This is a genomic window from Streptomyces sp. CAU 1734 (assembly GCF_039888735.1).
Lineage (GTDB): Bacteria > Actinomycetota > Actinomycetes > Streptomycetales > Streptomycetaceae > Streptomyces.
This window is the reverse complement of sequence record NZ_JBDQQP010000011.1, coordinates 85,216-107,896: the sequence shown is the minus strand read 5'-3', so window position 1 is coordinate 107,896 and position 22,681 is coordinate 85,216. Positions and strand designations below refer to the sequence as shown.

Annotated in this window: 15 protein-coding genes and 1 tRNA gene; 5 read left to right on the top strand and 11 right to left on the bottom strand. The window is 70.6% G+C overall.

Features of this window, described 5'->3' with window-relative positions:
- Positions 1-182: 182 nt before the first annotated feature.
- The 8 genes from AAFN69_RS21870 to AAFN69_RS21835 all read right to left on the bottom strand — a co-directional run bounded on the left by AAFN69_RS21870 (position 183) and on the right by AAFN69_RS21835 (position 11,975).
- Entirely contained in the window at positions 183-1,928 is a 1,746-nt protein-coding gene (locus AAFN69_RS21870; RefSeq protein WP_347730334.1) for a trypsin-like serine protease, read from the bottom strand.
- Positions 1,929-2,296: 368 nt separating this feature from the next.
- Positions 2,297-4,333, bottom strand: a complete 2,037-nt coding sequence (gene rho / locus AAFN69_RS21865; RefSeq protein WP_347730333.1) for a transcription termination factor Rho — start codon at positions 4,331-4,333, stop codon at positions 2,297-2,299.
- Positions 4,334-5,354: 1,021 nt separating this feature from the next.
- Positions 5,355-6,314, bottom strand: coding sequence for a homoserine kinase (gene thrB, locus AAFN69_RS21860; RefSeq protein ID WP_347730332.1), 960 nt, complete (start codon positions 6,312-6,314; stop codon positions 5,355-5,357).
- A 342-nt stretch (positions 6,315-6,656) separates the two neighbouring features.
- A complete protein-coding gene (gene thrC / locus AAFN69_RS21855; protein WP_347730331.1) occupies positions 6,657-7,739 on the bottom strand; it encodes a threonine synthase in 1,083 nt (360 codons plus the stop codon).
- A gap of 7 nt (positions 7,740-7,746) precedes the next feature.
- Complete coding sequence (locus AAFN69_RS21850; RefSeq protein WP_347730513.1) at positions 7,747-9,036, bottom strand: homoserine dehydrogenase; 1,290 nt, start codon at positions 9,034-9,036, stop codon at positions 7,747-7,749.
- A 100-nt stretch (positions 9,037-9,136) separates the two neighbouring features.
- Entirely contained in the window at positions 9,137-10,528 is a 1,392-nt protein-coding gene (lysA, locus tag AAFN69_RS21845; protein ID WP_347730330.1) for a diaminopimelate decarboxylase, read from the bottom strand.
- Positions 10,529-10,546: 18 nt separating this feature from the next.
- On the bottom strand, positions 10,547-11,485 hold the full coding sequence (nrtL, locus tag AAFN69_RS21840; protein ID WP_347730329.1) for an ArgS-related anticodon-binding protein NrtL: 939 nt from the start codon (positions 11,483-11,485) through the stop codon (positions 10,547-10,549).
- Between the two features lie 55 nt (positions 11,486-11,540).
- The gene (locus AAFN69_RS21835; RefSeq protein ID WP_347730328.1) at positions 11,541-11,975 is read right to left on the bottom strand and encodes a response regulator; all 435 of its coding nucleotides are present in this window, start codon (positions 11,973-11,975) and stop codon (positions 11,541-11,543) included.
- Between the two features lie 285 nt (positions 11,976-12,260).
- Between AAFN69_RS21835 and AAFN69_RS21830 the strand changes: the two genes are divergently transcribed.
- Positions 12,261-12,332: transfer RNA gene (locus tag AAFN69_RS21830), tRNA-Arg, on the top strand.
- A 135-nt stretch (positions 12,333-12,467) separates the two neighbouring features.
- On the opposite strand, the gene AAFN69_RS21825 is transcribed toward AAFN69_RS21830, so the two are convergent.
- The gene (locus AAFN69_RS21825; RefSeq protein WP_347730327.1) at positions 12,468-13,118 is read right to left on the bottom strand and encodes a hypothetical protein; all 651 of its coding nucleotides are present in this window, start codon (positions 13,116-13,118) and stop codon (positions 12,468-12,470) included.
- Between the two features lie 193 nt (positions 13,119-13,311).
- Here AAFN69_RS21825 and AAFN69_RS21820 point away from each other — a divergent pair, with 193 nt between their 5' ends.
- The 3 genes from AAFN69_RS21820 to AAFN69_RS21810 are packed head-to-tail and all read left to right on the top strand — an operon-like array spanning position 13,312 to position 15,899.
- Positions 13,312-14,727: a helix-turn-helix transcriptional regulator gene (locus AAFN69_RS21820; RefSeq protein ID WP_347730326.1), complete on the top strand. Its 1,416-nt coding sequence runs from the start codon at positions 13,312-13,314 to the stop codon at positions 14,725-14,727.
- 39 nt (positions 14,728-14,766) lie between these two features.
- A complete protein-coding gene (locus tag AAFN69_RS21815; protein ID WP_347730325.1) occupies positions 14,767-15,450 on the top strand; it encodes a dihydrofolate reductase family protein in 684 nt (227 codons plus the stop codon).
- A complete protein-coding gene (locus AAFN69_RS21810) occupies positions 15,447-15,899 on the top strand; it encodes a deaminase (RefSeq protein WP_347730324.1) in 453 nt (150 codons plus the stop codon). The genes AAFN69_RS21815 and AAFN69_RS21810 overlap by 4 nt, the downstream gene beginning before the upstream one ends.
- A gap of 302 nt (positions 15,900-16,201) precedes the next feature.
- Here the strand turns inward: AAFN69_RS21810 and AAFN69_RS21805 are convergent, their stop codons facing one another.
- A complete protein-coding gene (locus AAFN69_RS21805; RefSeq protein WP_347730322.1) occupies positions 16,202-18,709 on the bottom strand; it encodes a tetratricopeptide repeat protein in 2,508 nt (835 codons plus the stop codon).
- Positions 18,710-19,192: 483 nt separating this feature from the next.
- Between AAFN69_RS21805 and AAFN69_RS21800 the strand changes: the two genes are divergently transcribed.
- Positions 19,193-19,393 carry a hypothetical protein gene (locus tag AAFN69_RS21800; RefSeq protein ID WP_347730321.1) on the top strand — a complete coding sequence of 67 codons (201 nt, stop codon included), beginning with the start codon at positions 19,193-19,195 and terminating at the stop codon, positions 19,391-19,393.
- A gap of 138 nt (positions 19,394-19,531) precedes the next feature.
- Here the strand turns inward: AAFN69_RS21800 and AAFN69_RS21795 are convergent, their stop codons facing one another.
- Positions 19,532-22,603 carry a DUF3962 domain-containing protein gene (locus AAFN69_RS21795; RefSeq protein ID WP_347730320.1) on the bottom strand — a complete coding sequence of 1,024 codons (3,072 nt, stop codon included), beginning with the start codon at positions 22,601-22,603 and terminating at the stop codon, positions 19,532-19,534.
- Between the last annotated feature and the right edge of the window lie 78 nt (positions 22,604-22,681).

Here is a 22,681-nt window from a genome sequence, read left to right as displayed (position 1 = left end):
CTGTCAATTGTTGCTCCGCCAGTGGGAAGACCGCTCGGTGCCGGAAAGGGTTGCACGGGCGACTGAGAGCAACCTGAGAAAAATACCCGAGGGTGCCGGGGAGCACACCGGCGGGGAAAGGGCTGTGCCCCACCGCGCGGGGCGCGGTGGGGCACAGGACGTCTGCGGCTTCGCCGTGTCCGTCAGCCCAGGAGGCTGTAGGTCTGGAAGCCGGAGCCGTACGCGATCCGGGTGCCGAGGGGCTTGGTCGCGCTGCCGGTGCCCGGGTGGAGCCAGAGCTTGCCGGCGGTGTCGCGGACGAAGACGTCCGGGAATCCGTCACCCGTCACGTCACCGGAGGTGACCATGGCGTCCGCGCTGGTGACGGTGGCCGCCAGCGGGCCGGTGGCCAGGGGCTTCTTGGCGTCGCCGGTGCCCTTGTAGAGGGTCACCTTGCCGTCGGCCTTGCGGGCCAGCACATCGGGCTTGCCGTCGCCGGTGAAGTCACCGCGGCCGCGGATCATGGTGAAGGCGTTCCAGCCCTTGCCGATGTAGACGCCGGTCGCGAAGGTGCCGTTGCCCTTGCCCGCGTGGACATAGGCGTAGCCGCGGTGGTCGACGTTCATCAGGTCCGGGAGCTCGTCGCCGGTGAGGTCACCGGGGGCGAGGATCTGGGCCTGGGCGCGCCAGCCGGAGAAGAGGAGCCTGGGCGCGGCCGTGGCGGAGTACTTCCAGTACACCTCTCCGGCGGGGGTGCGGTAGACCAGGTCGCTGCGGTCGTCCCGGTTGAGGTCGGTCTGGATGAGCAGATTGGCCTCGGGGAAGGCGCCGTCGTCGTAGTGACGGGTGATCTTCTTGCCGTTGGAGATCCAGCCGTGGAGCACCCCGCCGCTGACGCCCATCAGGTCGGCGTAGCGGTCGGTGTTCCGGTTGGCGTCGTGGATCTGGGCGCGGATCGCCGACTGGAAGGCGCTGACCTTGGTGAAGACGCCGTACTTGCCCTTGCGGACACAGTTCGGGTCGCCCCAGGAGACGATGCCGACCAGCTTGCCGCCGGCCACCAGCGGGCCGCCGGAGTCACCGTGGCAGGTGGTCTCGGAGGTGCTGTCCTTGCCGGTGGGCGCGGCGCCGGCGCAGTACATGGTGCCGGCCTTGAAGTACGACGATCCGTACGCGTTGCGGCAGTTGGTGTCGGAGACGGCGTTCGCGCTCGCGACCTTCAGCAGGACGGAGCCGTTCCAGTGAGCGGTGCTGGTGCGGCCCCAGCCGTAGGTCTTGCCGCTGGTGCCGGTCTTGTAGAGACCGGTGTCGGTGGATTTCAGCACCGGCAGCGGCTTGGCCTTGACCGGTGTGGTCAGGGTGAGCACGGAGACGTCGTTGTTGTAGATCTTCGAGTCGTACTTGGGGTGGATCCACGTACGGTCGACGGAGGTGGGCTGGCCGCCGTAGTAGTTCAGGATCGGGTAGCCCTGCTCGTCGTACCGGCCGGTGAAGGTCGGGACGCGGGCGGCTCCGGTGACGACCACGCCGGTCGTCACCCACTCGTAGCCCTTGACGCAGTGGGCGGCGGTGGCGATCTTCGTGGGCGAGACCACGGCGCCGCCGCACGAGTAGACGTCGCCGAAGCTGTCCTCGTAGTAGAGCTGGGCCATCCACGGCGCGGAGGTGATCGGGACCGTCTTGCCGCCGATGATGCGGGCGCTCGGGGACCCGGGCTTGTTCCCCGGCGCGGACTGCGCCGGAGCGGAGTCCTTGCCGGTCTGCTTCTGGGACTTGAGAAGGTCGAACAGGCGCTTGCTCAGCTCCTGCTGCACGGTGGGCTGCGGGGAGTTGCCCGCGCCGCCGGCGCCGTTGCCGTCCGCGGCGTGTGCGCCGCCGGTCAGCAGGGCCGTGCCGGCGAGGGCCAGCACGGTGGCGACGGCGGGTATCTCGCGTCGCATGCGGCTCATGGGCCGACCACCACGGGTGCCTTGGTGCACTCGGTAAACCACCTCGGTGTGAAACCGGCGGCACGCTGACGCCCCGCCGGGATGAACTGGCGGGGCGCGAAGAACATGAGCGCGGGGCCGTGGACCGAGGCGTACGAGCCGCCTCTCCTTGGGCGCCGCGTGAATCCCCCCAGGAATCCCCCCTGGCAACCCCACCCGGATCCGCCGATCGTATGTGCCCCTTGTCCCGGTTGACCAGCCGGATACGTGCCCCGTACAGAATTCGTACAAAAAGAGACCGCCCCGTCACCTCTGGGGTGCCGGGGCGGTCTCCTGACCTGCTTCAGCCGTACGGGTACGGCCTACCACTCGGTGATACTGACCGACCGTCAGTCGTGGTTGCCGCCGGACGACGGGGTGGTCTTCTGGATCTGGAGCAGGAACTCGGCGTTCGACTTCGTCTGCTTCATCTTGTCCAGCAGGAGCTCGATCGCCTGCTGCTGGTCGAGCGCGTGCAGCACCCGGCGCAGCTTCCAGACGATGGCGAGCTCATCGGCGCCGAGCAGGATCTCCTCCTTGCGGGTGCTGGACGCGTCCACGTCCACCGCCGGGAAGATGCGCTTGTCGGAGAGCTTCCGGTCGAGCTTGAGCTCCATGTTGCCGGTGCCCTTGAACTCCTCGAAGATCACCTCGTCCATGCGCGAGCCGGTGTCGACCAGCGCGGTGGCCAGGATGGTCAGCGAGCCGCCGTCCTCGATGTTGCGCGCCGCGCCGAAGAACCGCTTCGGCGGGTAGAGCGCGGTCGAGTCGACACCACCGGACAGGATGCGTCCGGAGGCGGGGGCCGCGAGGTTGTACGCACGGCCCAGACGGGTGATGGAGTCCAGCAGGACGACCACGTCGTGACCCAGCTCCACCAGGCGCTTGGCGCGCTCGATGGCGAGTTCGGCGACGGTGGTGTGGTCCTCGGCCGGGCGGTCGAAGGTGGAGGAGATGACCTCGCCCTTCACCGACCGCTGCATGTCGGTGACCTCTTCCGGACGCTCGTCGACGAGGACGACCATCAGATGGCACTCGGGGCTGTTGACCGTGATCGCGTTGGCGATGGCCTGGAGGATCATGGTCTTGCCGGTCTTCGGCGGGGCCACGATCAGACCGCGCTGGCCCTTGCCGATCGGCGACACCAGGTCGATGATCCGGGTGGTCAGCACGCCCGGGTCGGTCTCCAGGCGGAGCCGGTCCTGCGGGTAGAGCGGGGTGAGCTTGTTGAACTCCGGGCGACCGCGGCCCGATTCGGCCGCCATGCCGTTCGCCGAGTCCAGCCGCACCAGGGCGTTGAACTTCTCGCGGCGCTCGCCCTCCTTGGGCTGGCGGACCGCGCCGGTGACGTGGTCGCCCTTGCGCAGGCCGTTCTTGCGGACCTGGGCGAGGGAGACATAGACGTCGTTGGGGCCCGGGAGGTAGCCCGAGGTGCGGATGAAGGCGTAGTTGTCGAGGATGTCGAGGATGCCCGCGACGGGGATCAGCACATCGTCGTCGGAAACCTGCGGCTCGGGCGTGAACTCGTCACGGCCGCGGCGCCCGCGGCGGTCGCGGTAACGGCCGCGCCGGCCGCGCCGGCCGCCCTCGAAGTCGTCGTCGTCCTGCTGCTGCTGGGCGCTGACGCTCTGGCCGCGCTGCTGCTGGCCACCGCCGCCGCCCTGCTGACGGCTGCTCTGGCCGCCCTGCTGCTGGTCGTCGCTCTTGCCGCCGCGGCGGTCGCGCTGACGGTCCCGGCGGTCACCGCGGTCACCGCGCTCGGCACGGTCGCCGCGCTCGGAACGCTGGCCGCGCTCACGGCGGCCCTCGCCGTCCTGCGCGGACACGGCGGTGGCGGCCTCGGCCTTGGCGTCGGAGTGCGACTCGGCCTTGGCCTCGACGGCCGTCTCGGTCCTGGCCTCGGCCTGGACCTCGGGGCTGCCGGCCTGCGCGGTGGCCCGGCGGCGGCGGCGCTCGACGGCCGGCTGGTCGTCGCTGGCCGGCTGGCCGGGAATGTCGATCTGCTGCTGGGTCGCGGCCTTCTCGGCCGCGGCGGGCGCGGTCTCGGCGGCGGCCGCGGCACCCGTGCGCGCCTTGGCGGCGCGGCGCTTCGGCTTGGTCTCGGCCTCCGACGCCTTGGGCGCGGAGTCCGCGGCCTTGGCGGTGGCACCGCTGCCGGCCTGCGCCTCCTTGATGACCTCGATCAGCTGGCTCTTGCGCATACGCGCGGTGCCCCTGATGCCGAGGCCGGACGCGACCTGCTGCAGCTCGGCCAGGACCATGCCCTCAAGGCCGGTGCCGGAACGGCGGCGCCGTGGGGTGGTGCCGGAGGCAGCACCTGCGGCGGGCGCGGAGGTGTCGACAGTGTTGTCGGCGCTCACGCCCATCAGATCGGTGGTGTCGCTCACGAAGGGTCCTTCCCTGGAGCGGACGTCGGCCTTCTGGCTCGGCGACCGGTTGTGCTGTCCGACGGCGGTCCCTCTGTGTGGACCGTGCCGGGGCGGTGGTCCCCGCCGGGAGTGGTACGGCGGAGAGTCAGAGATACATGCAAGTCCGGCCCGAGGTCCCCCTGCTCGGCCCACTCGTGTGCGGGAGCGGGAGGTGTCGTGCCGGTTCCGGAGCGTGCTCGAAACTGCTCAGGCAGGCTGCTCAGGCAGTTGGGGAGGCTCCCGGAAGAATTAGCGGTCCCGAATGGGGACACGAAGCTCCGAGCCACAAAGGCATCGGTTGCAGACTTGAGGTTAACACTACCGGCTCCAACAAACATTCCCCCTCTCCGCCACCGGCAATCTCGTGTCCCGGCGAATGACGGTGAACCGTGGTGAATCGCCCCGCGCCACACCCGCGGCACCGGGTATCACCCACACATTCCTGCGTATCACGGCATCCCCTGATTCCCCTGAATCGCCTGTGTGCCCTGTTCAGCGCGTACCGGCGGCCGTGGCCACACCCGCGCCGCCCGGCCGTGACCGTACCGGCCGCCCACCCTCGTATCCGTGGTACTCGTCCATCCGTGCAACGCGTCCATCCGTGCGCGCCGGTGGTTCCGCGCCGTGCGCCGCGCGCCGGCGGGCCCTACCTTCACCGTACCCCCGAAAGGCGCTGACCAGCAGCTTTCCACGGTCCGGAAGGGTTGGGACCCTCCGGGAACGCGCCCCCGACCAGGTGTTTCGTCCCGGTGCGCATCGGCGACCTCCGCGTCTGTCTGATGGCCACGGCCGGCCGGGGAATCGGCGTACCCCGGCGCGTTCGCCGCGCGTTTCCGCACATCTGTGCGTCCACGCGCCGCCGCGGCAGCACCCCCGCGCTTCCGCGACATCCCCGCACGCCCCGGCGGACCGGGCCGTGCGGTGCTCTCCCCGTACTCCGCCGCGCCTTCCGGCACCGCGCCGGCGCCGCCCCCGGGCCCGCGCTCTCCGGGTGCCGCCGTCAGCGGACGGCCGGCTCGCCGGCGCCGCCGGACCCGGCTCCGGCCGGGGCGAGCGGCAGCACACTGGCTCCCGCCGTGTCGATGGTGAGGCGGTTGGCGGCCCATCCCTCACCGGCCAGGCGCGCGACCTTGTCGGCCGCGCTCTCGTCGGTCAGGGCGAGCACCGTCGGGCCCGCACCGGAGACAACAGCAGGGACGCCGTCCGCGCGCAATCGGTTGACAAGGTCGACGCTCTGCGGCATCGCCGGGGCGCGGTACTCCTGGTGGAGCCGGTCCTCCGTGGCGGGCAGCAACAGCTCGGGACGCCTGGTCAGAGCCTCTACCAGCAGGGCTGAGCGACCGGCGTTCGCGGCGGCGTCCACATGCGGGACGGTACGCGGGAGGAGTCCGCGGGCCGTCTCGGTGAGCACCGGTTTCTCGGGTACGAACACCACCGGGACGACGGCGGCGGACGGCTCCATCCTGATGGCGCGCGCCGCTCCTCCGTCACTCCAGGCGAGGGTGAAGCCGCCGAGGAGACAGGCCGCGACATTGTCGGGGTGGCCCTCGATCTCGGTGGCGAGCTCCAGCAGCGCGGTCTCGTCGAGCCGGGCGTCCCCTCCTATCGTCACCGCGCGGGCGGCGAGGATGCCCGCGCAGATGGCGGCGGACGACGAGCCGAGGCCGCGCCCGTGCGGAATGCGGTTGGCACAGACGACCTCAAGGCCGCGCGGCTGTCCGCCGAGCAGGTCGAACGCGGTGCGCAGGGAGCGTACGAGCAGGTGGTTCTCATCGCGGGGGAGGTTGTCGGCGCCCTCTCCGGCGATGTCGATGTGCAGACCGGAGTCCGCGACCCGGACCACGACATCGTCGTAGAGCCCCAGGGACAGCCCGAGGGCGTCGAAACCCGGGCCGAGGTTGGCACTGGTGGCGGGCACGCGCACTCGGACGGCGGCGGCGCGGAAGGCTGGACCGGCCATCGCTCGATGACTCTCCTTGTTCTGGCTGCGGGGGGTGGTGGTGCCGGCGGCGGAATTCGAGCGGAATGAACACCGAGGCCGTGAAAGCGGCTGTACCGCTCGCAAATGCGGCGTGGCGGATTTCAGTACAGCCTATCGAAGGAAGGTTCTGCGGCGACATAGGGCGCACGGGAGGCGCACGATGCGTGTCGCAAGCCTCCTGTGCCTCTACATGCGCGGTCGCCCTGCTTGCCGCGGTTTTCGCCGGGGTAGGGCGGCGCGGCGGTACGGGCACGGACCCGCGGTGCGCGGATCGCCCCTGCCGCGCCCGGGGATGCCGGGGCGCGGCGGGGGCGCCGGGTGCTACGCGAGACCCAGCCGCTCGGCGGCCGAGGCCGCGTCGACGGGTACGGTGACGGGCTGCGGCGCGCCCGCGACGGCCCAGTCCGGATCCTTGAGGCCGTTTCCGGTCACCGTGCAGACGATGCGCTGGCCCGGGTCGACCTTTCCGGCCTCGGCGGACTTCAGCAGACCGGCGACGGAAGCGGCGGAGGCGGGCTCGACGAAGACGCCCTCCTGCGAGGCCAACAGCCGGTAGGCGCGCAGGATCTCACGGTCCGTCACCTCGTCGATGAGGCCGCCGGAGTCGTCGCGGGCGGCCAGCGCCTGCTGCCAGGAGGCCGGGTTGCCGATCCGGATGGCGGTGGCGATGGTGGACGGGTCCTTGACGACCTCGCCGCGGACGATCGGCGCGGAGCCGGACGCCTGGAAGCCCCACATCCGGGGGTTGCGGGTGGAGAGGCCGTCCGCGGAGTACTCGCGGTAACCCTTCCAGTACGCCGTGATGTTCCCGGCGTTGCCGACCGGGAGCACATGGATGTCGGGGGCGTCGCCGAGCGCGTCCACGATCTCGAAGGAGGCGGTCTTCTGCCCCTCGATCCGGTACGGGTTCACCGAGTTGACCAGGGCGACCGGGTAGTTCTCGGAGAGGCTCCGGGCCAGGTTGAGGCAGTCGTCGAAATTGCCGTCGACCTGGAGGATCTTCGAGCCGTAGACCAGCGCCTGGCCCATCTTGCCCAGCGCGATCTTGCCCTGCGGCACCAGGACGGCGCAGACCATGCCGGCCCGCACCGCGTAGGCGGCGGCGGAGGCGGAGGTGTTGCCGGTGGAGGCGCAGATCACCGCCTGGGCGCCCTCCTCCTTGGCGCGGGTGATCGCCATGGTCATGCCGCGGTCCTTGAAGGAACCGGTGGGATTGGCGCCCTCGACCTTGAGGTACACCTCGCAGCCGGTGCGCTCGGAGAGAACCTGCGCCTTCACGAGCGGCGTACCGCCCTCACCGAGGGTGACGACCGGCGTCGTGTCCGTCACCGGGAGCCGGTCCCGGTACTCCTCGATGATGCCCCGCCACTGATGGGTCCCCTGCTGGAGGCCGTTGGTCGTCATGGCTCCCTTACTCTCCTTCGACACGCATGATGCTGGCGACACCGCGCACGGTGTCGAGCTTGCGCAGCGCCTCGACGGTCCCGGAGAGGGCGGCGTCGGGCGCGCGGTGGGTGACGACGACGAGCGATGCCTCGCCGTCCTTACCCTGCTGGCGGACGGTGTCGATCGACACCCCGTGCTCGGCGAAGACCGTCGCGACCTGGGCGAGGACGCCCGGCTTGTCGGCCACGTCGAGGCTGATGTGGTACCGCGTCACCACGTCGCCCATGGGGCTCACGGGCAGCTGGGTGTAGGCGGACTCCCCCGGCCCGGTGGACTGGGCGAGCTTGTTGCGGCAGACCGCGACGAGGTCGCCGAGGACCGCGGAGGCGGTGGGCGCGCCGCCGGCGCCGGGGCCGTAGAACATCAGCTGCCCGGCGGCCTCGGCCTCGACGAAGACGGCGTTGTACGCCTCGCGGACGGAGGCGAGCGGGTGGCTGAGCGGGATCATCGCGGGGTGCACCCGCGCGGTGACGGACTTGCCGTCGAGGGCGCGCTCGCAGATGGCGAGGAGCTTGACGGTACAGCCCATGCGTTTGGCGGAGGCGATGTCGGCGGCGGTGACCTCGGTGAGGCCCTCGCGGTGGACATCGTCCAGGCGGACCCGGGTGTGGAAGGCGATCCCGGCGAGGATGGCGGCCTTGGCGGCGGCGTCGAAGCCCTCGACATCGGCGGTCGGGTCGGCCTCGGCGTAACCGAGCGCGGTGGCCTCGTCCAGCGCCTCGGAGTATCCGGCGCCGGAGCTGTCCATCTTGTCGAGGATGAAGTTGGTGGTGCCGTTGACGATGCCGAGGACCCGGTTGACCTTGTCGCCGGCGAGGGACTCGCGCAGCGGCCTGATCAGGGGGATGGCGCCGGCGACGGCGGCCTCGAAGTAGAGGTCGCGGCCGTGCCGCTCGGCGGCGGCGTAGAGGGTGGTGCCGTCCTCGGCGAGCAGCGCCTTGTTGGCGGAGACCACGGAGGCGCCGTGCTCGAAGGCGGTGGTGATGAGGGTGCGGGCGGGCTCGATGCCGCCGATGACCTCGATGACGACGTCGATGTCGCCGCGTGTGACGAGCGAGGTGGCGTCGGTGGTGACCAGTGCGGGGTCGATGCCCTCACGCACCTTGGAGGGGCGCCGGACGGCGACCCCCGCGAGCTCCACGGGGGCGCCGATCCGGGCGGCGAGGTCGTCGGCGTGCGTCGTCATGATGCGCGCCACCTCTGAGCCGACCACTCCACAGCCCAGCAGCGCCACCTTCAGCGGACGCGTACGCATCATCCGACCTCGCTCCTTCATCACATCTACGGTGGGACCAGTCTCACCTACCGGACGAGAGTTTCTATCCCCCGTCCGCGATACGAGACATCTATCTCAATCAGCCGACATCGAGGCGCAGGAGATCTTCCTCCGTCTCCCTTCGGACGATCACCCGGGCGGCCCCGTCGGCCACGGCGACGACCGGGGGCCGGAGCGCGTGGTTGTAGTTGCTGGCCATGGACCGGCAGTACGCGCCGGTCGCGGGTACGGCGATCAGGTCACCGGGTGCGAGGTCGGCGGGGAGGAAGGCGTCGCGCACGACGATGTCGCCGCTCTCGCAGTGCTTGCCGACCACCCGGGAGAGCATCGGCTCGGCGTCGGAGGTGCGGGAGACCAGGGCGACGCTGTACTCGGCGTCGTAGAGCGCGGTGCGGATGTTGTCGGACATGCCGCCGTCCACGCTGACATAGGTGCGCAGTCCGTCGAGCGGCTTGATGGTGCCGACCTCGTACAGCGTGAAGGCGGTCGGCCCGACGATGGCGCGGCCCGGTTCGACGGAGATCCGGGGGGTGCGCAGGCCGGCGCTCTCGCACTCGCGGGTGACGATCTCGTGCAGCGCCTTGGCGATGTGGTGCGGCTCGCGGGGGTCGTCGGCGGGGGTGTAGGCGATGCCGAGGCCGCCGCCGAGGTCGATCTCGGGGAGCTCCACGCCGTGCTCGTCGCGGATCTGCCTCAGCAGCCCGATCACCCGGTGGGCGGCGACCTCGAAGCCGGAGGTGTCGAAGATCTGCGAGCCGATGTGGGAGTGGATCCCGATCAGCTCCAGCGAGTCGAGCGCCAGCGCCCGCCGCACGGCCTCGGCGGCCTGCCCGCCGGCCAGCGGGATGCCGAACTTCTGGTCCTCGTGGGCGGTGGCGATGAATTCATGGGTGTGGGCTTCGACGCCGACCGTCACCCGGATCTGCACCCGCTGGCGTACGCCCAGCTCACGGGCGGTGTGGGCGACGCGGACGATCTCCTGGAAGGAGTCGAGCACGATCCGCCCGACGCCGGCCCGGATGGCGCGCTCGATCTCCTCGGGCGACTTGTTGTTGCCGTGGAAGGCGATCCGGTCCGCGGGCATCCCGGCGTCGAGCGCGGTGGCCAGCTCGCCGCCGGAGCAGACGTCGAGATTGAGCCCCTCCTCGTGGAGCCAGCGCACCACGGCCCGGCTCAGAAACGCCTTCCCGGCGTAGAACACATCGGCGTCCGCCCCGAACGCCTCGGCCCAGGCGCGGCAGCGGGCCCGGAAGTCGTCCTCGTCCAGAATGTACGCGGGGGTCCCGAACTCCTCGGCCAGCCGGGTGACTTCGAGGCCGCCGACGGTGGCGACGCCGTCGGTGTTCCGTCCGACGGTGCGGGCCCAGACCTTGGGGTCGAGGGTGTTGAGGTCGGTGGGCGGGCCGGAGTAGTGCCCCTCGGGCAGGACATCGGCGTAACGGGGCCCGGCGGGGTGTGCGGAACGGCTCATGGTGTCTCTCTCACGGATTCACAGATGTTCGGGTGCGCTGATGCCGAGCAGGGACAGGCCGCCGGCGAGCACCGCCCCGGCGGCTTCGGCGGTCGCGAGCCGGGAACGGTGGGCGGCCGAGGGTTTCTCGTCCCCGGCGGGCAGCACGGTGTGGCGGCCGGCGAGCAGCGCTTCGGCGATGGCCTCCAGCCGGCGCGCGACCCGGTCGGGCGCGCCGAGCCGGGCGGCGGAGGCGAGGGTCTCCGGGTACTCCGCGAGCAGGCCGGTGAGCCCGGTCCCGGCGGCGGACCCGGCCTGCCCGGTGAAGCCGAGCCGGGCGGCGTCCCGGGTGAGTGCCCGGGTGCGGGCGTGGGCGTACCGGACGGTGAAGAGAGGATTGCTCTCGTGCTGGCGGAGCAGCAGCTCCCCCGGGCGGGGCCGGTCGTGCGCGGCGGCGGAGAGAAAGGCCCAACGGACGGCGTCGGCGCCGAGCCGCCCGTACTCCTCCGGCCGCTCCGCCGGCTCGACGGGCCGGGGGTCGCCGGGGCGGGGTGCCGCGCTCTCCCCCTGGCTCATCCGGAGCCGGGCGACGGCGTCCCCCCAGACCCGCGCGCGCGACTCGGGCACCGCGGGCTCGCGGTATCCGTACCGCTGCCCCCGCGCCAGCACCCGCAGCACCAGCTCCTGCCGCGCCCCGCTGTCGAGGGTGAAATTGAGGAACCCGGGCCCGGTGATCTCGACGGAGGCGATGGCGGGGTCGGAGCCGATGCGCTCCCTGAGCCGCTCGGCCACCGCCCGCGCGGGCTGCCCCGCGGGCCCGGCGAGGCGGAGGGCGATATTGCTGGCGTAATCACCGGCCCCTCCGGGCCTGGTCCGCTCCACCGCGGCACTCTCCGGCACGGCCACGTCGAGAACGCCGTCCTCGACCGCGCGGCACACGGCGTGCAGCACGGTACGGGAGAGCTCGGCGGGGGTCACGGGACAAGCCTAGGGGAGAGAGGGGGGCCTTCCGCGAACCGGTTTCGCCATGCGGTCAACTCCGCGTGCTGCCGGCGCGCCCGGCCCCGTGCCTGCCGTCCAGGGACGGCGGCCCCTCCCGGTGCATCAGCTGATGCACGAGCCGGACCAGCTCACTGGGCTCGAAGGGCTTGGCGAGAAAGGCGTCGACCCCGGCGGCGATGCCGCTGTCGAGCTCGTACTGCGTGCATGCGCTGATGATCGCTATCGGCAGATGACTGGTGGCCGGATCATCCCGGAGCCGCGCGGCGGTGCGGAGCCCGTCGAGCCTGGGCATGACCACATCGAGGGTGACCAGATCGGGCCGGACGTGCTGGACCACCTCCAGGCACTCGGCACCATCAGCCGCGGTCACGACCTCGTAGCCCTCCAGCTCAAGGTTGACCCTGATCAATTGCCGGATGACTCGGTTGTCATCGACAACGAGCACACGGCCGGACGCGCCTGACACAACTCGAGAGTAGGTCGTTGGGCGGGGCTGCGTCCGGGTTTTGCCCACTTCCACCCCGTGCGGGCGGCACAACCCCCCGAACGGGTTGCCCTCCCGAACACCGGGCCGGACTCCGGCCCTCGCTCCCCCGGGGCTCTGACCTGCCGCTGCCCTTGATCGAACCCTGACCGGACCTTGATCGAAGCGGCCGGCCGGGGGCGCCGAAAGGCGTTCACGGGCACCCTTGCGGAGCTGGTAGTGTTCTACCCGTCACCGCGCAGGGGAACAGTCCGGCGGAGACAGTTCGCCCCCGTAGCTCAGGGGATAGAGCAACGGCCTCCGGAGCCGTGTGCGCAGGTTCGAATCCTGCCGGGGGCACTCCAGCCCGGTCAGTGCAATTGAGGCACCGATCTGCTGAAGTGCCGGAAATGAAGACCCGAACCCAGTTTCATGTGGGTTCGGGTCTTCATCGTTGTCACCCACCGATCCCGCGTGACAGGGCGTGGGCCACAATCAGACGGAAACGTCCCTGATCACCTGTCGCGCCCTCTCGTAGTACTGCTCACGAGTCCCATCAAGCCCACTGGCATCAGGGCGCCTCGTGAGATTCGACAACGCCTCGGCAGTACCTTCCGCCCACTCCCCGTATGCCTCGAAGACCGCGTTGGCTCGCTGCCGGAGCTCCGGATCCGGCATGACCTCGATGACGGGCAGGGCGTCGTCATGATGGCGGCGGACGACGGCGGAGCACTCGTCGTAACGGAGCGTGGCGGACAACGTGTCCTCGGCCTCCGTGGCCTCACCGATCTTCACCCGGAAGTCCTGGAGCATCTTCGAGATCGTCGTGGAAGTGGCGATCACCTGCTCTCGAATGCGCTGCTCGTGCGTCAGCTTGACCTCGTGCTCGCGCATCGCCGCCTCTTGCATGTCGGCGTGCTGCTGCCTCGTCGTCTCGGTCCGTCCAGTGAAGTAGTGAGTGATCCAGGCCGCCGCGGCCGAACCGATGAGAACAGCTCCGGCGGAGATGGCAGCCGTGACCCACTGACTGTCCTGGACCACCGTCGTGGTCACGTCCCCCGTCGTGGTCGTCGTCTGCCGACCGCCGCACCCGGCTGTGACCATCAGGAACGCCAACAGCCCTAATCGTCCCGCTGCTTGTCGCATGATCGGCAGGATAGTGCGGCCCATGGCTCACGTCCGCCGGAGCTCTGCCGTTCGAATCGAATGGAGGGCCCCGACCCGCGTCGCTAGGCTGTCCCGAGTCCCTCCGCATCCCTTGCGGCCGGGCCGTCGGTGACCGACAGATCCGCCGAGCAGCCGCCGGAAGACGGCCGGGCGGGCCGTGCGAGGGGGACGTGTGGGGCAGCGACCGAACGATCTGACACCGCATGCAAGCCCTCAGCACTACCTCGGCGCCGAAATGCGGGCGCGGCGCACACAGCAAGGCTTATCGCTGGGCAAGCTCAGCCGATCGATCCTCTTCAACACCAGCTACATGGCCCGCGTCGAGCGCGGCGGTCAGGCCGCATCGGCCGACTTGGTCCGGGCGTACGACGACTCGCTCGGCGCGAGCGGCGCGCTCGTACGGCTCCACGCATCGATCCTCGAAGGGGTGGGCCCGGAGGCCCTCCCCACCGATGTGGCCAAACGAGGCCCCCATGTGGCCAACGACCCTGCGGCCCTGGCAGAGGAAGCGGACATTCAGGCACCGTCGGAGGAGGGGATGTCCATCCCCGTACGTTCCGATGACGGAAGGATCGTCTTCGTGTCCCTGTCCCGAAGGGCTCTGATCGGTGCGCTTGGTGCCGGTGCCGCCGTCGCCGCGACCTCCGACCTCTCGGCAGCCGCGAGCCCTGCCACACGATCCGATCTCATCGCCTCCGGAGCCGACCCCATCGAACTTCTCCGGGCAACCCGACGAGTGCTGATCGACAATGACAACCTGTTCGGCCCCCAGCGGGTGATACCGACGGTTCAGCAGCAGATCGCGGCCATCAAGGAACTGCGCGCGGATCGCCGCGGAACCGACCGCCGAAAGCTGCTGCAATTGCAGACCCAGTATTCGGAACTATGCGGCTGGCTCTATCAGGACCTCGGGGACTTTCGGGCCGCACAGCACTGGATGCGGGAGGCTCTGGAGGCTTCTCACATGGCAGGCGACGACGAACTGACCACATACATCCTGGCTCGCCGCAGCCAGCTCGCCGGCGACATGAACGATCCAATCGAGGCGGTGGACGTGGCCGAGGCGGCGGAGGACCGAGCCGCGCCGAGGAGCCGTCTGGCCGCGGTGGCCGCCACGTACGGGGCCCACGGTCACGCCCTGCGGAATGACCGGTTCATGGCCCAGCGGGCGTACGAGCACGCACGGGAGTTGCTCGCCGGATTGGACCCGGATCCCGGCTCGCCGTGGGGTGTCTGGCTCGACAGCGCGTACATAGATGTCCAGCGGGCGCACAGCCTCGCCGCGCTCGGGGACCACCACGGAGCGGCAGAGGGCTTCCGGGACGCCATCAGCCGACTGCCCGCCGGCTACCACCGCGACCGCGGGGTCTACTTGGGGCGGGAAGCTGTTTCCCTCGCCCTCGCGGGCGAGGCCGAGCAGGCGGCCTCCGTGGGGCTTCAGGCCCTGGCTGTCGCGAAGGAGACCGGATCCGACCGCATCTCACGGGAGCTGGCCCGGCTCGATGGCGCACTCGGCCGGTGGCCGGCGGTCCCTGGCGTGACCGACTTCAGGAATGCTCTTACCGAAGCTGTCCTGCGCCAGACCTGAGAAGGCTCCCTCCCAACCAGCAACTGAAGGAGACCCCTAATGCCCCGCCCGCACGTCCTGCTCAGCGTGGCCACCTCCGTGGACAGCTACATCGATGACACCAGCACCACCCGGCTTCTGCTCAGCAACAGCGAGGACTTCGACCGGGTCGACCAAGTGCGTGCCGAGTCCGACGCCATCCTGATCGGCGCCGGCACGATGCGATCGGACAACCCGCGGCTGCTGGTGAACAGAGACGAGCGGCGCGCGGCGCGAGTGGCGGCCGGAAAGCCCGCCTACCCGCTGAAGGTCACCGTCTCGGCAAGCGGTGACCTGGACGCCGGCCTGAAGTTCTGGCACCACGGGGGGGAGAAGCTCGCCTACACGACTGATGCCGGTGAGCGGAAGCTCCGCGAGCGGCTGGCCGGTCTCGCGGACGTCGTCTCCACGGGCCCGGCCATCGACTTCGGTGCTCTGCTGGACGACCTCGGAGCCCGCGGCATAGAGCGGCTGATGGTGGAGGGCGGCGGACAGATCCACACCGCTTTCCTCTCCCAGGGCTTGGCCGACGAGATCCACCTCGCCATCGCCCCTCTGATCGTCGGCGACCCGGGCGCCCCTCGTTTCCTCAACCCGGCCGCCTACCCCGGCGGAGCCACCCGCCGAATGCGCCTCGCCGAATCCACCACGATCGGCGATGTGGTTCTTCTCCGCTACCTGCCCAAGCAGGAGGGATCCGGGTGACGCACGCCGATGACGTGACCTGGATGGAGCGGGCCATCGCGCTCTCCCGCGCGTGTCCGCCGGCCGAGGGCGCATTCTCGGTCGGCGCCATCATCGTGGGAGCCGACGGCGAGGAACTGGCCCGCGGCTATTCCCGCGAGACCGACGCCCACGTCCACGCGGAGGAATCGGCCCTGGCCAAGCTCCCGGTGGACGACCCCCGCCTGGCCGACGCCACGCTCTACAGCACCCTGGAGCCCTGCTCCGAGCGCAAGTCCCGCCCGCTGACCTGCACCCAGCTGATCCTCCTCTCGTCGGTCCCCCGCGTGGTCATCGCGTGGCGCGAGCCGAACCTGCTCGTGGCCGACTGCATCGGTGTGGAGATTCTCGTGGCCCAGGGTGTCGCCGTGGTCGAACTCCCGGCTCTGGCGGAGCAGGCGAGCTCGGTGAACGCCCATCTGCTGGGATAACCCGGGCGACAGACAACACAGCTCACCGATCGAAGCCGGATGTCCGCCGCGAGTGGAGATGTCCGCTTCGAGTGAATCGTGGCGCGGGAACGTGTTCCGGAGGGAGCCGTGTGTGCGAGTTGGAGTCCCTGTCTGGGAGCTTCACGGCAGGGGGCAGACCCCGCGATCAGCGGAACTGATCACGAGGTTGCCTCCGTGCGGTGCCGGCAAGAAGTCCTGGCACCCGGGCATTTCGATCGGACGACCGGGGGGGAAGAGACGGGAGCCGACCGGATCGTGCGTCCGTCGGGGACCGGAGCCGGTCAGGGAAGGTGGGCGAGCCGGTCCAGAGCAACGTCGATGTCCGTCTCGCCCACCCGCCTCAGTACGGATCGGGCCTGCCCCATCGCCTCAGCCGACTCGGTGACCCGTCCAGCGGCGCGGAGCGCCTTCGCGAGCCAGACGAGTGTCCTGGCCTCCCTGCTCCCATAGGTCAGTGACCGGTACAGCACGCGGGCACGCACCAACTCGGCGACCGCGCTCTCCGGATCCGCCCGTGCCATCCGGATGCGGCCCAGGCTGAAGCGCGCATGGGCCTGCCCGTTGACGTCACCCGTGCCCTCCAGCAGGGTCAGAGACCGCAGGCAGTGCTCCGCCGCCTCGTCATGGTGTCCAAGGTCGTACCGCGCGCTGCCCATGCCGTTCAGAACGGCCCCTTGGCCGAGGACGTCGTCGAGTTCCTCGAACGCCGACAGGGCGGCGTCGAAGTGCTTCAGCGCGTCTCCGGGAGCACCGCTCTCCCTGAGCAGCACCCCGAGGGCGTGGCGCCCCAGAGCCGCTCCCAGGATGTCGCCGTCGTCGTCGCTGATCCGTACCGCGCTGTTCAACTCCCGCACAGCGTCCTGGACATGTCCGGCGGCCCGGTGCGTGCCCGCGAGCATCCGGTGCACCATGGCGACATCGGCCGGGCCTGACTCCCGCTTCGCCGCCGGAAGGGCACGGGCAAGGCCGGCGAGGGCGTCCGGATGGCGGTCGGACCGCCACTGGAAGGTCACAAGGGTCATCGACAGCAACCAGGTGTAGCGGTCGAGGCCGTGGCGCTGGGCCAGTCCGACGGCGGCGGTCAGGGTCGAGTACTCCGTCTCGAACCACTTCATCGCCCCCGCCGCGTCGGCCGGGACCGTGACCCTGAGGGCGCCGGGCCCCTCGATCGGCAGCCGGCGCCCCGGCTCCAGCCGGCGATCGCAGGCCCGGGCGTGCTGGAGCAGGAAGTGCAGTACGCGTTTCACCACACGGATCCGCTCGGCCGCTGTCCACTCGTCGGCCAGCGCCTCGGCATGGACCCGGACCAAATCGTGCAGGGCGTAGCGCTCCTGTACGGGCTCGGCCAGCAGGCTCATCCGCCGCAGCTCGTCGGTGGCTTCACTCGCATGGGTCTCGTCCTCGGGATCGATGGCCCGCAGCGCCGGGTAGCTGATCGTCGGGCCCGGATGGATCGCCAGCCTGCGGAGCAGTCGCGACGCCGGTGCGGAGAGCTGCCGATGGGACGCGTCGAGCGAGAGGCGGACGCTCAGATCCTCGGAACCCAGGTCGAGTGAGCGCAGCCGGGTGCTCTCCGTCCGGAGCTCACGGACCATGTCCGACATCGCCCTCGCGGAACGTCGCGTGATCCTCGCGGCCATGATGCCGAGGGCCAGCGGGAGTCCCGAACAGTGCTCCACGATGTCGGCGAGGAAGGGAGCGGCCGTGCGCATGCGGTCGTCACCGAGCCGCATGCGCAGGAGTTCGGTGGCGTCGGCCCGGTCCAGTGGTTCGAGAGCAATGAGCTCGCCGCTCCACCGAATCTCCAGGCCGTCCAGATGACGACGGCCGGTGACAACGGCCGCGCTGGGTCCGGCCGGGGGGAGCAGTGGACGGACGTGCTCCTCGTCCAGCGCGTTGTCCAGGATCAGCAGGACCGCGCGGTCCGCGAGCGCGGTGCGGTACGCGGCCACCATCCCGTCCAGGGTCGGCGTCGCGGGGCGCACGCCGAGGTCGTTCAGCAGCCGGGCGAGCACGTGCTCGTGGCGCAGCAGACCTGCGGGGGCGACCCCGCCGAGGTCGACGTGGAGGATGCCGTCGGCGAAGTACTGATCGAGCGCCACCGCGACCTCGACGGCGAGCGCGGTTTTCCCGATGCCGGGCATTCCTGAGATCGCGGCCAGCCGGGACCGTCCGCGGACACGCCCCAGAAGGACCTCCGTCATCCGGGCTCGCTGGCCCCGGCGTCCCACCAGTCCGACCGGCCCGAGGGGAAGCTGGCGTGGCCTCGGAGGGGCCGCCACCCGGAGGGGGGCGGAACTCCCCTCGGCGCACTCCCACACGGTGTCCGCGAGCAGTAGATGAGCGGTGGGGCGCCCGCATTCCCGCTCCCAGTCGGTCAGGAGCGGCGGGATCTCGTCCTGTCTGCCGAGTGCACGGAGTGCGCGCACCTTGAGTTCGAGCAACTCCGCGTTTGTCGGCCAGCGGTTCAGTCCGGAGTCGGCCCGGTCGAGCGCCGCCCGTGGCTGAGCGCACTCCAGTTCCGCCAGGACACAGGCGATGGTGGCCTCTTGCAGCTCTTCCGTGAGGTCATGTCGCTTCCGCTCGAACGCGGCTCCCGGCATTCCTTCGAACGGACGCCCCAGCCACTCGCCGAGCGCGTCACGGAGATACCCCAGCCGTACCGAGGAGTCACGTGTCTCGTCCGCGGCTCGCAGCAATTCACGGAAGCGCAGGTGATCGAGGCTGCGCGGCAGGATGTGAATCCGGCAGAACCCTCGCTCATTGCTCTCGCGGCAAATCTCCGGCACGGACAGCCGAAGCTGATGAAAGTTCTGCCGAATTCGATTCTGGTTCGAAGGTTCACCCGGCCACAGATATCGCATGATCTCGGCGTGAGAAGCGCGATGCCCCGCGGAAACCAAGAGTACAGCGAGCAGTTCGGAGACCTTGCGCGATCTCATGCTCACGGCCCGGCCGTTCCGGAGGACCGTCACCGGACCCAGTAACCGAAACTCCATGTTTCCTCACTCTCTTCTCCGTCTGCAGCGGACCCGCAAACGCTGAGACGGAAAGCATGACATGGCCCGATGACGGGTTGTTAACGTTCGACTAACGCAGGAAACTTGGCCGCGCCGGACTCGGTCTGCCACTCTTCGATCACTCCACCCCGGCCACGACGGCGGAACAGGGATTCACCGGTCGAGTCGTTCGAACATTTCGGCTGATGTCGAATACAGGAGAAAGGCTCACCGGTGATTGAGCAGCGGAAACTCAAGACAAGGGGAAAGTAAATGAATCGAACTCACATCGAACACCGGGCCGGCCGGGCGGCACCGAGGCGCTGCGCCCGGGGAACGGTCTCCTCCCGGCGGCACGATGCCCGCCGGATCCCCGGCGCGGCTTCGACCTCATGGCACGGCCGGGTCTGGAAGCCGGTCCGGCCGGCGGCCGAACTCGCCCGTGAGTCGGCCCTGTTCTCCGAATTCGAGTAGGGCGGGCCGTCTTCGTCCGGAACGGTGAGGCCGAACCGGGCGGGGGCGGGGCGTGAGTGGCCTTGGTCGGGGCGGGTCGGGAGAGTTCCCGGCCCGCCCCGGCAGGCCGCGGGTGGCGCTGGACCGCATCGACCTGAATCAGAGCAGTGCCGGCCGGTCGTGCGCCCCGGACCCGGATACGGCCGGGCCGGGGATGCCTGCAATATCCGGGTCCGGGTCGTCCACAGGGCTTTCGGCCCTCTCGTCCAGAGGCTCCGGCGCGGTCTCCGCATCCGCCGTCTCCGGCTCCCCCGCCGTGACGGTGGGAAGGACATACGCCTGAGCAAGTTCGGCGAGGTGCAGGGGAAGCGGGAGAGAGAGGGCGACCGGGTAGTCGGGGGCCATGCGCAGCTGGTGCGTCGCGAGGGCGATGGCCTCGGGCTCGTCGAGCACGGAAGGTGACGACAACTCGGCATCCCGCTCCACGTGGCAGCCGAGCACCGCGATCTCGACCAGCGTCGGATTCCAGGCTCCGGTGCCCGCCTGGGAGGTGAGGTTTCCCGCGGCGTTGACCCGTGCGGCGAGCCGGTCGAGTGCCGGCGAGATCGCGAAGGTCCCGGGGCGCTCCGTGGTGCTGTGGAACACCCGCTCATCGGGGTCGCGGCGTTCACCTGCAGGCGAGGGAACCGCCCAGAAGCCAGCCGGCTGGCCGTGCGGCTTGCCGGGCTCGGCCAGACCCCACCACTGAGCCGTCTCACGGCTGCCCCGCCCGCGCACCCGGACCAGGCGGAGCTCGTCGTCAATGCCGCCCGGCGGGGCGTGACCCACTCTGATGGTGTCCCGCTCGACCTGCCCGTCCTGCAGCCAGGGCCAGTGTGACCTGCTGTTCTGCGCATGGGTGAGAAGTACGGTCGGGTGGTGGCGGAGGGAGTGCAGCATGCGCTGGAGGAAGCGCGCGGTGTCCTTGCGCTGCTCGGAGAGATTGGTCCGTCGCGCCTGCGCGGTGATGCGCGGCGCCTCGTCGGCTGTCCCGCCGGAGCCGGGCGCGTCGGGAACGGGCCCGTCCGGGGCGGACGGGTCGATCTCCGCCTTCTTCACCAGCCCCAGCAGGAAATGCGGGTAGGGGATCCAGGTGCGGGTGTCGTCGTCCCATCCGCGGACGGCGCAGAGTCCGCCGCCTTCGGGGAGCGGAGTGACGAGCACCGCGACCGGCAGGTGCCTGGCCAGCCGGGTGGGACCGTCCTTGCGCCGCTTGACCATCCAGAGAGCCGCGTACCGAAGACCGTCGGGGAGATCACCGCCGAGAGTGTGTTCGGGCAGGACACGGAGACCGAGCTGGCGGAAGCCGTCCAGCCATGCCTGGTGGGCCCGGTGCTCGACGGTGTCAGCATTGGCGATCCGCCGTTCCGTGGACGGCGTGACGACGAACTGGGTCAGCACTCCCGCGTCGGCGCATCCCAGGCGATTGGCGAACTTGGGGTCGGTGTCGGCCTCCCGGAAGGTGCTGCGGTGAGCGATCTCGACCAAGGCGAGGCCGGGACGGTCCGGGTCGGCACCGTCCGTGCGGAGCCAGCCGCTCAGGTCCCGGCGGCGTACGGTCAGGGCGCGGGCCACTCGCTCCCCCTTGCGGTTGACGGTGGGGTCGAGGGCGAGCCGGTCCCCGAGCCCGTCGGTGAGCGGGAGGCACCGCAGCCGCACCACCAGCTCGGGGGTGTGCCATTCGAGGACCGCAGGGCGGCCCGGACGGGCGTCGTCGAAGATCTGGTCCGGCAGGGCGTGCGCCCCGCCGTCGCCGTCGAGACCCAGTGTCCTGGCGAACTCCCGGATCGCGTGACGGCGCAGTTCCGCCGTGCGCCAGAGCAGCCGGACGGTCACACGCGCCCGCTCGGCATCCGGTTCCGAGGTGAGGCCGGTGCGGTCGGCGAGGATCGCGAGCGCGCAGCGGCGGGCCAGTGCGGCGCGTGCTTCCTCAGCCTTCTTCGCCGGTTCGCCCACTGGCTTAGGGCGCCGATTGGCCGGGGCTCCGATGCCCTTGCCCCGGCCGCGCACCAGGTCGGGCAGACGGATCACACTCTCGGGGAGCGCCGCCTCCGCCCAGGCGGTGAGCTGGGATCGCTGATGGGGCATGAGTCCGGGGCCGACCTCGTGCCCGCCCATCTCGTTGCTGTGGACGACGGCGGCCCGGACACCGGGGCCGTCGCCGATCCAGTCGGCCGGGGCGGTGAGGAGCCGGTCGGGGTCCGGGAACCGTCCGGCCACACTGAGCCGGCTCAGAATGCCGGCGGGATCGTTCTCTGCCCAGGTGAAACCGCCTGAGGCACGGTCGCGGCGCAGCCGTGCCAGGGCGCCGCGTTCGGTCGCCGGCACCCCGGTCAGCCAGGGGATCTTGGGTCGGAGATGGACCGTGGTGGACTGGCCGTACGGCAGTGGCAGCCGCCCGGTGTCCGACCTGGTGTGGGTGGCCCAGCGGCGTACGCCCCAGTGCAGGTGCAGCCGGGGCCGCAGGTCGAAGGGGGTGGTGTGCAGCGAAATGTTGAGGGTGATCGAGAACCACCACTCCTTGCGCTTGATGGGGCGGCTCAGGGGTTGCGACATGAGCTCCGCCCCTTGGTCTCGGGGGCCGCGGGGCAAGGCCCGGAAGCGCAGTTCGCCCCCTTCGAAGGGATAGGGATCGAGGCATCGGATGCGGCGGGCGAGCGCGTCGGTGGCGAGCTGGAACTGACGGGGTTCCGGCGCGGCCGTCCCACCGTCGGTGCAAGGCGTGCCGAGGAGGTCCACACCCGGTACGTCCTCCCAGCTCAGTGGGGTTCCCGCCAGCTCGTCACCGCACTCCAGCAGGAGCGCACGCAGCTGTGGATCGTGCTCGGACCGCCGGGGCACGAGGGTGCGGAGCCAGGCGTTGAGCACCTGGGTGCCCGCCCGGCCGGGCAAGGGGTCGGGCGCGTCCGCGGGCAGGTACATCCAGAAGTCCTCGGGCGGCATCGGGCCCTCACCGACGGGCGGGCGGGCGCGCGGGCGCACGATCACCTCGGGCGCGAGTGTCTGCAGCGCCGTGTCGAGGTTCCGGGTGGGCAGGGTCCGCCGCCACTCGTCCTCCGGGCGGCCGTGGTTGTGGAGCGCCAAGAGCGCGCCCTGCCAGTGTTCCGGGAAGCGGAGGGCCCGGTAGTCCTCCGTCCAGGGGGCCGCGGGGTCGGCGAGGTGGTAGGCGGATCTGCGGATCTCTCGGTACACGGCATAACTCCTGATGGTCTGTGCGGTGGTGGGCGGATGGCCGCGCGCCACGGTCCGGACGGCGGCGCGTCGGGGCCG

Excerpts from the sequence above, each read along its gene's own strand:
- AAFN69_RS21825 (WP_347730327.1), bottom strand. The coding sequence starts at position 13,118 with ATGCGACAAGCAGCGGGACGATTAGGGCTGTTGGCGTTCCTGATGGTC.
- lysA (WP_347730330.1), bottom strand. The coding sequence starts at position 10,528 with ATGAGCCGTTCCGCACACCCCGCCGGGCCCCGTTACGCCGATGTCCTG.
- AAFN69_RS21800 (WP_347730321.1), top strand. The coding sequence starts at position 19,193 with ATGAATCGAACTCACATCGAACACCGGGCCGGCCGGGCGGCACCGAGG.
- thrB (WP_347730332.1), bottom strand. The coding sequence starts at position 6,314 with ATGGCCGGTCCAGCCTTCCGCGCCGCCGCCGTCCGAGTGCGCGTGCCC.
- AAFN69_RS21870 (WP_347730334.1), bottom strand. The coding sequence starts at position 1,928 with ATGAGCCGCATGCGACGCGAGATACCCGCCGTCGCCACCGTGCTGGCC.
- AAFN69_RS21850 (WP_347730513.1), bottom strand. The coding sequence starts at position 9,036 with ATGCGTACGCGTCCGCTGAAGGTGGCGCTGCTGGGCTGTGGAGTGGTC.
- AAFN69_RS21815 (WP_347730325.1), top strand. The coding sequence starts at position 14,767 with ATGCCCCGCCCGCACGTCCTGCTCAGCGTGGCCACCTCCGTGGACAGC.
- thrC (WP_347730331.1), bottom strand. The coding sequence starts at position 7,739 with ATGACGACCAACGGCCTCCAGCAGGGGACCCATCAGTGGCGGGGCATC.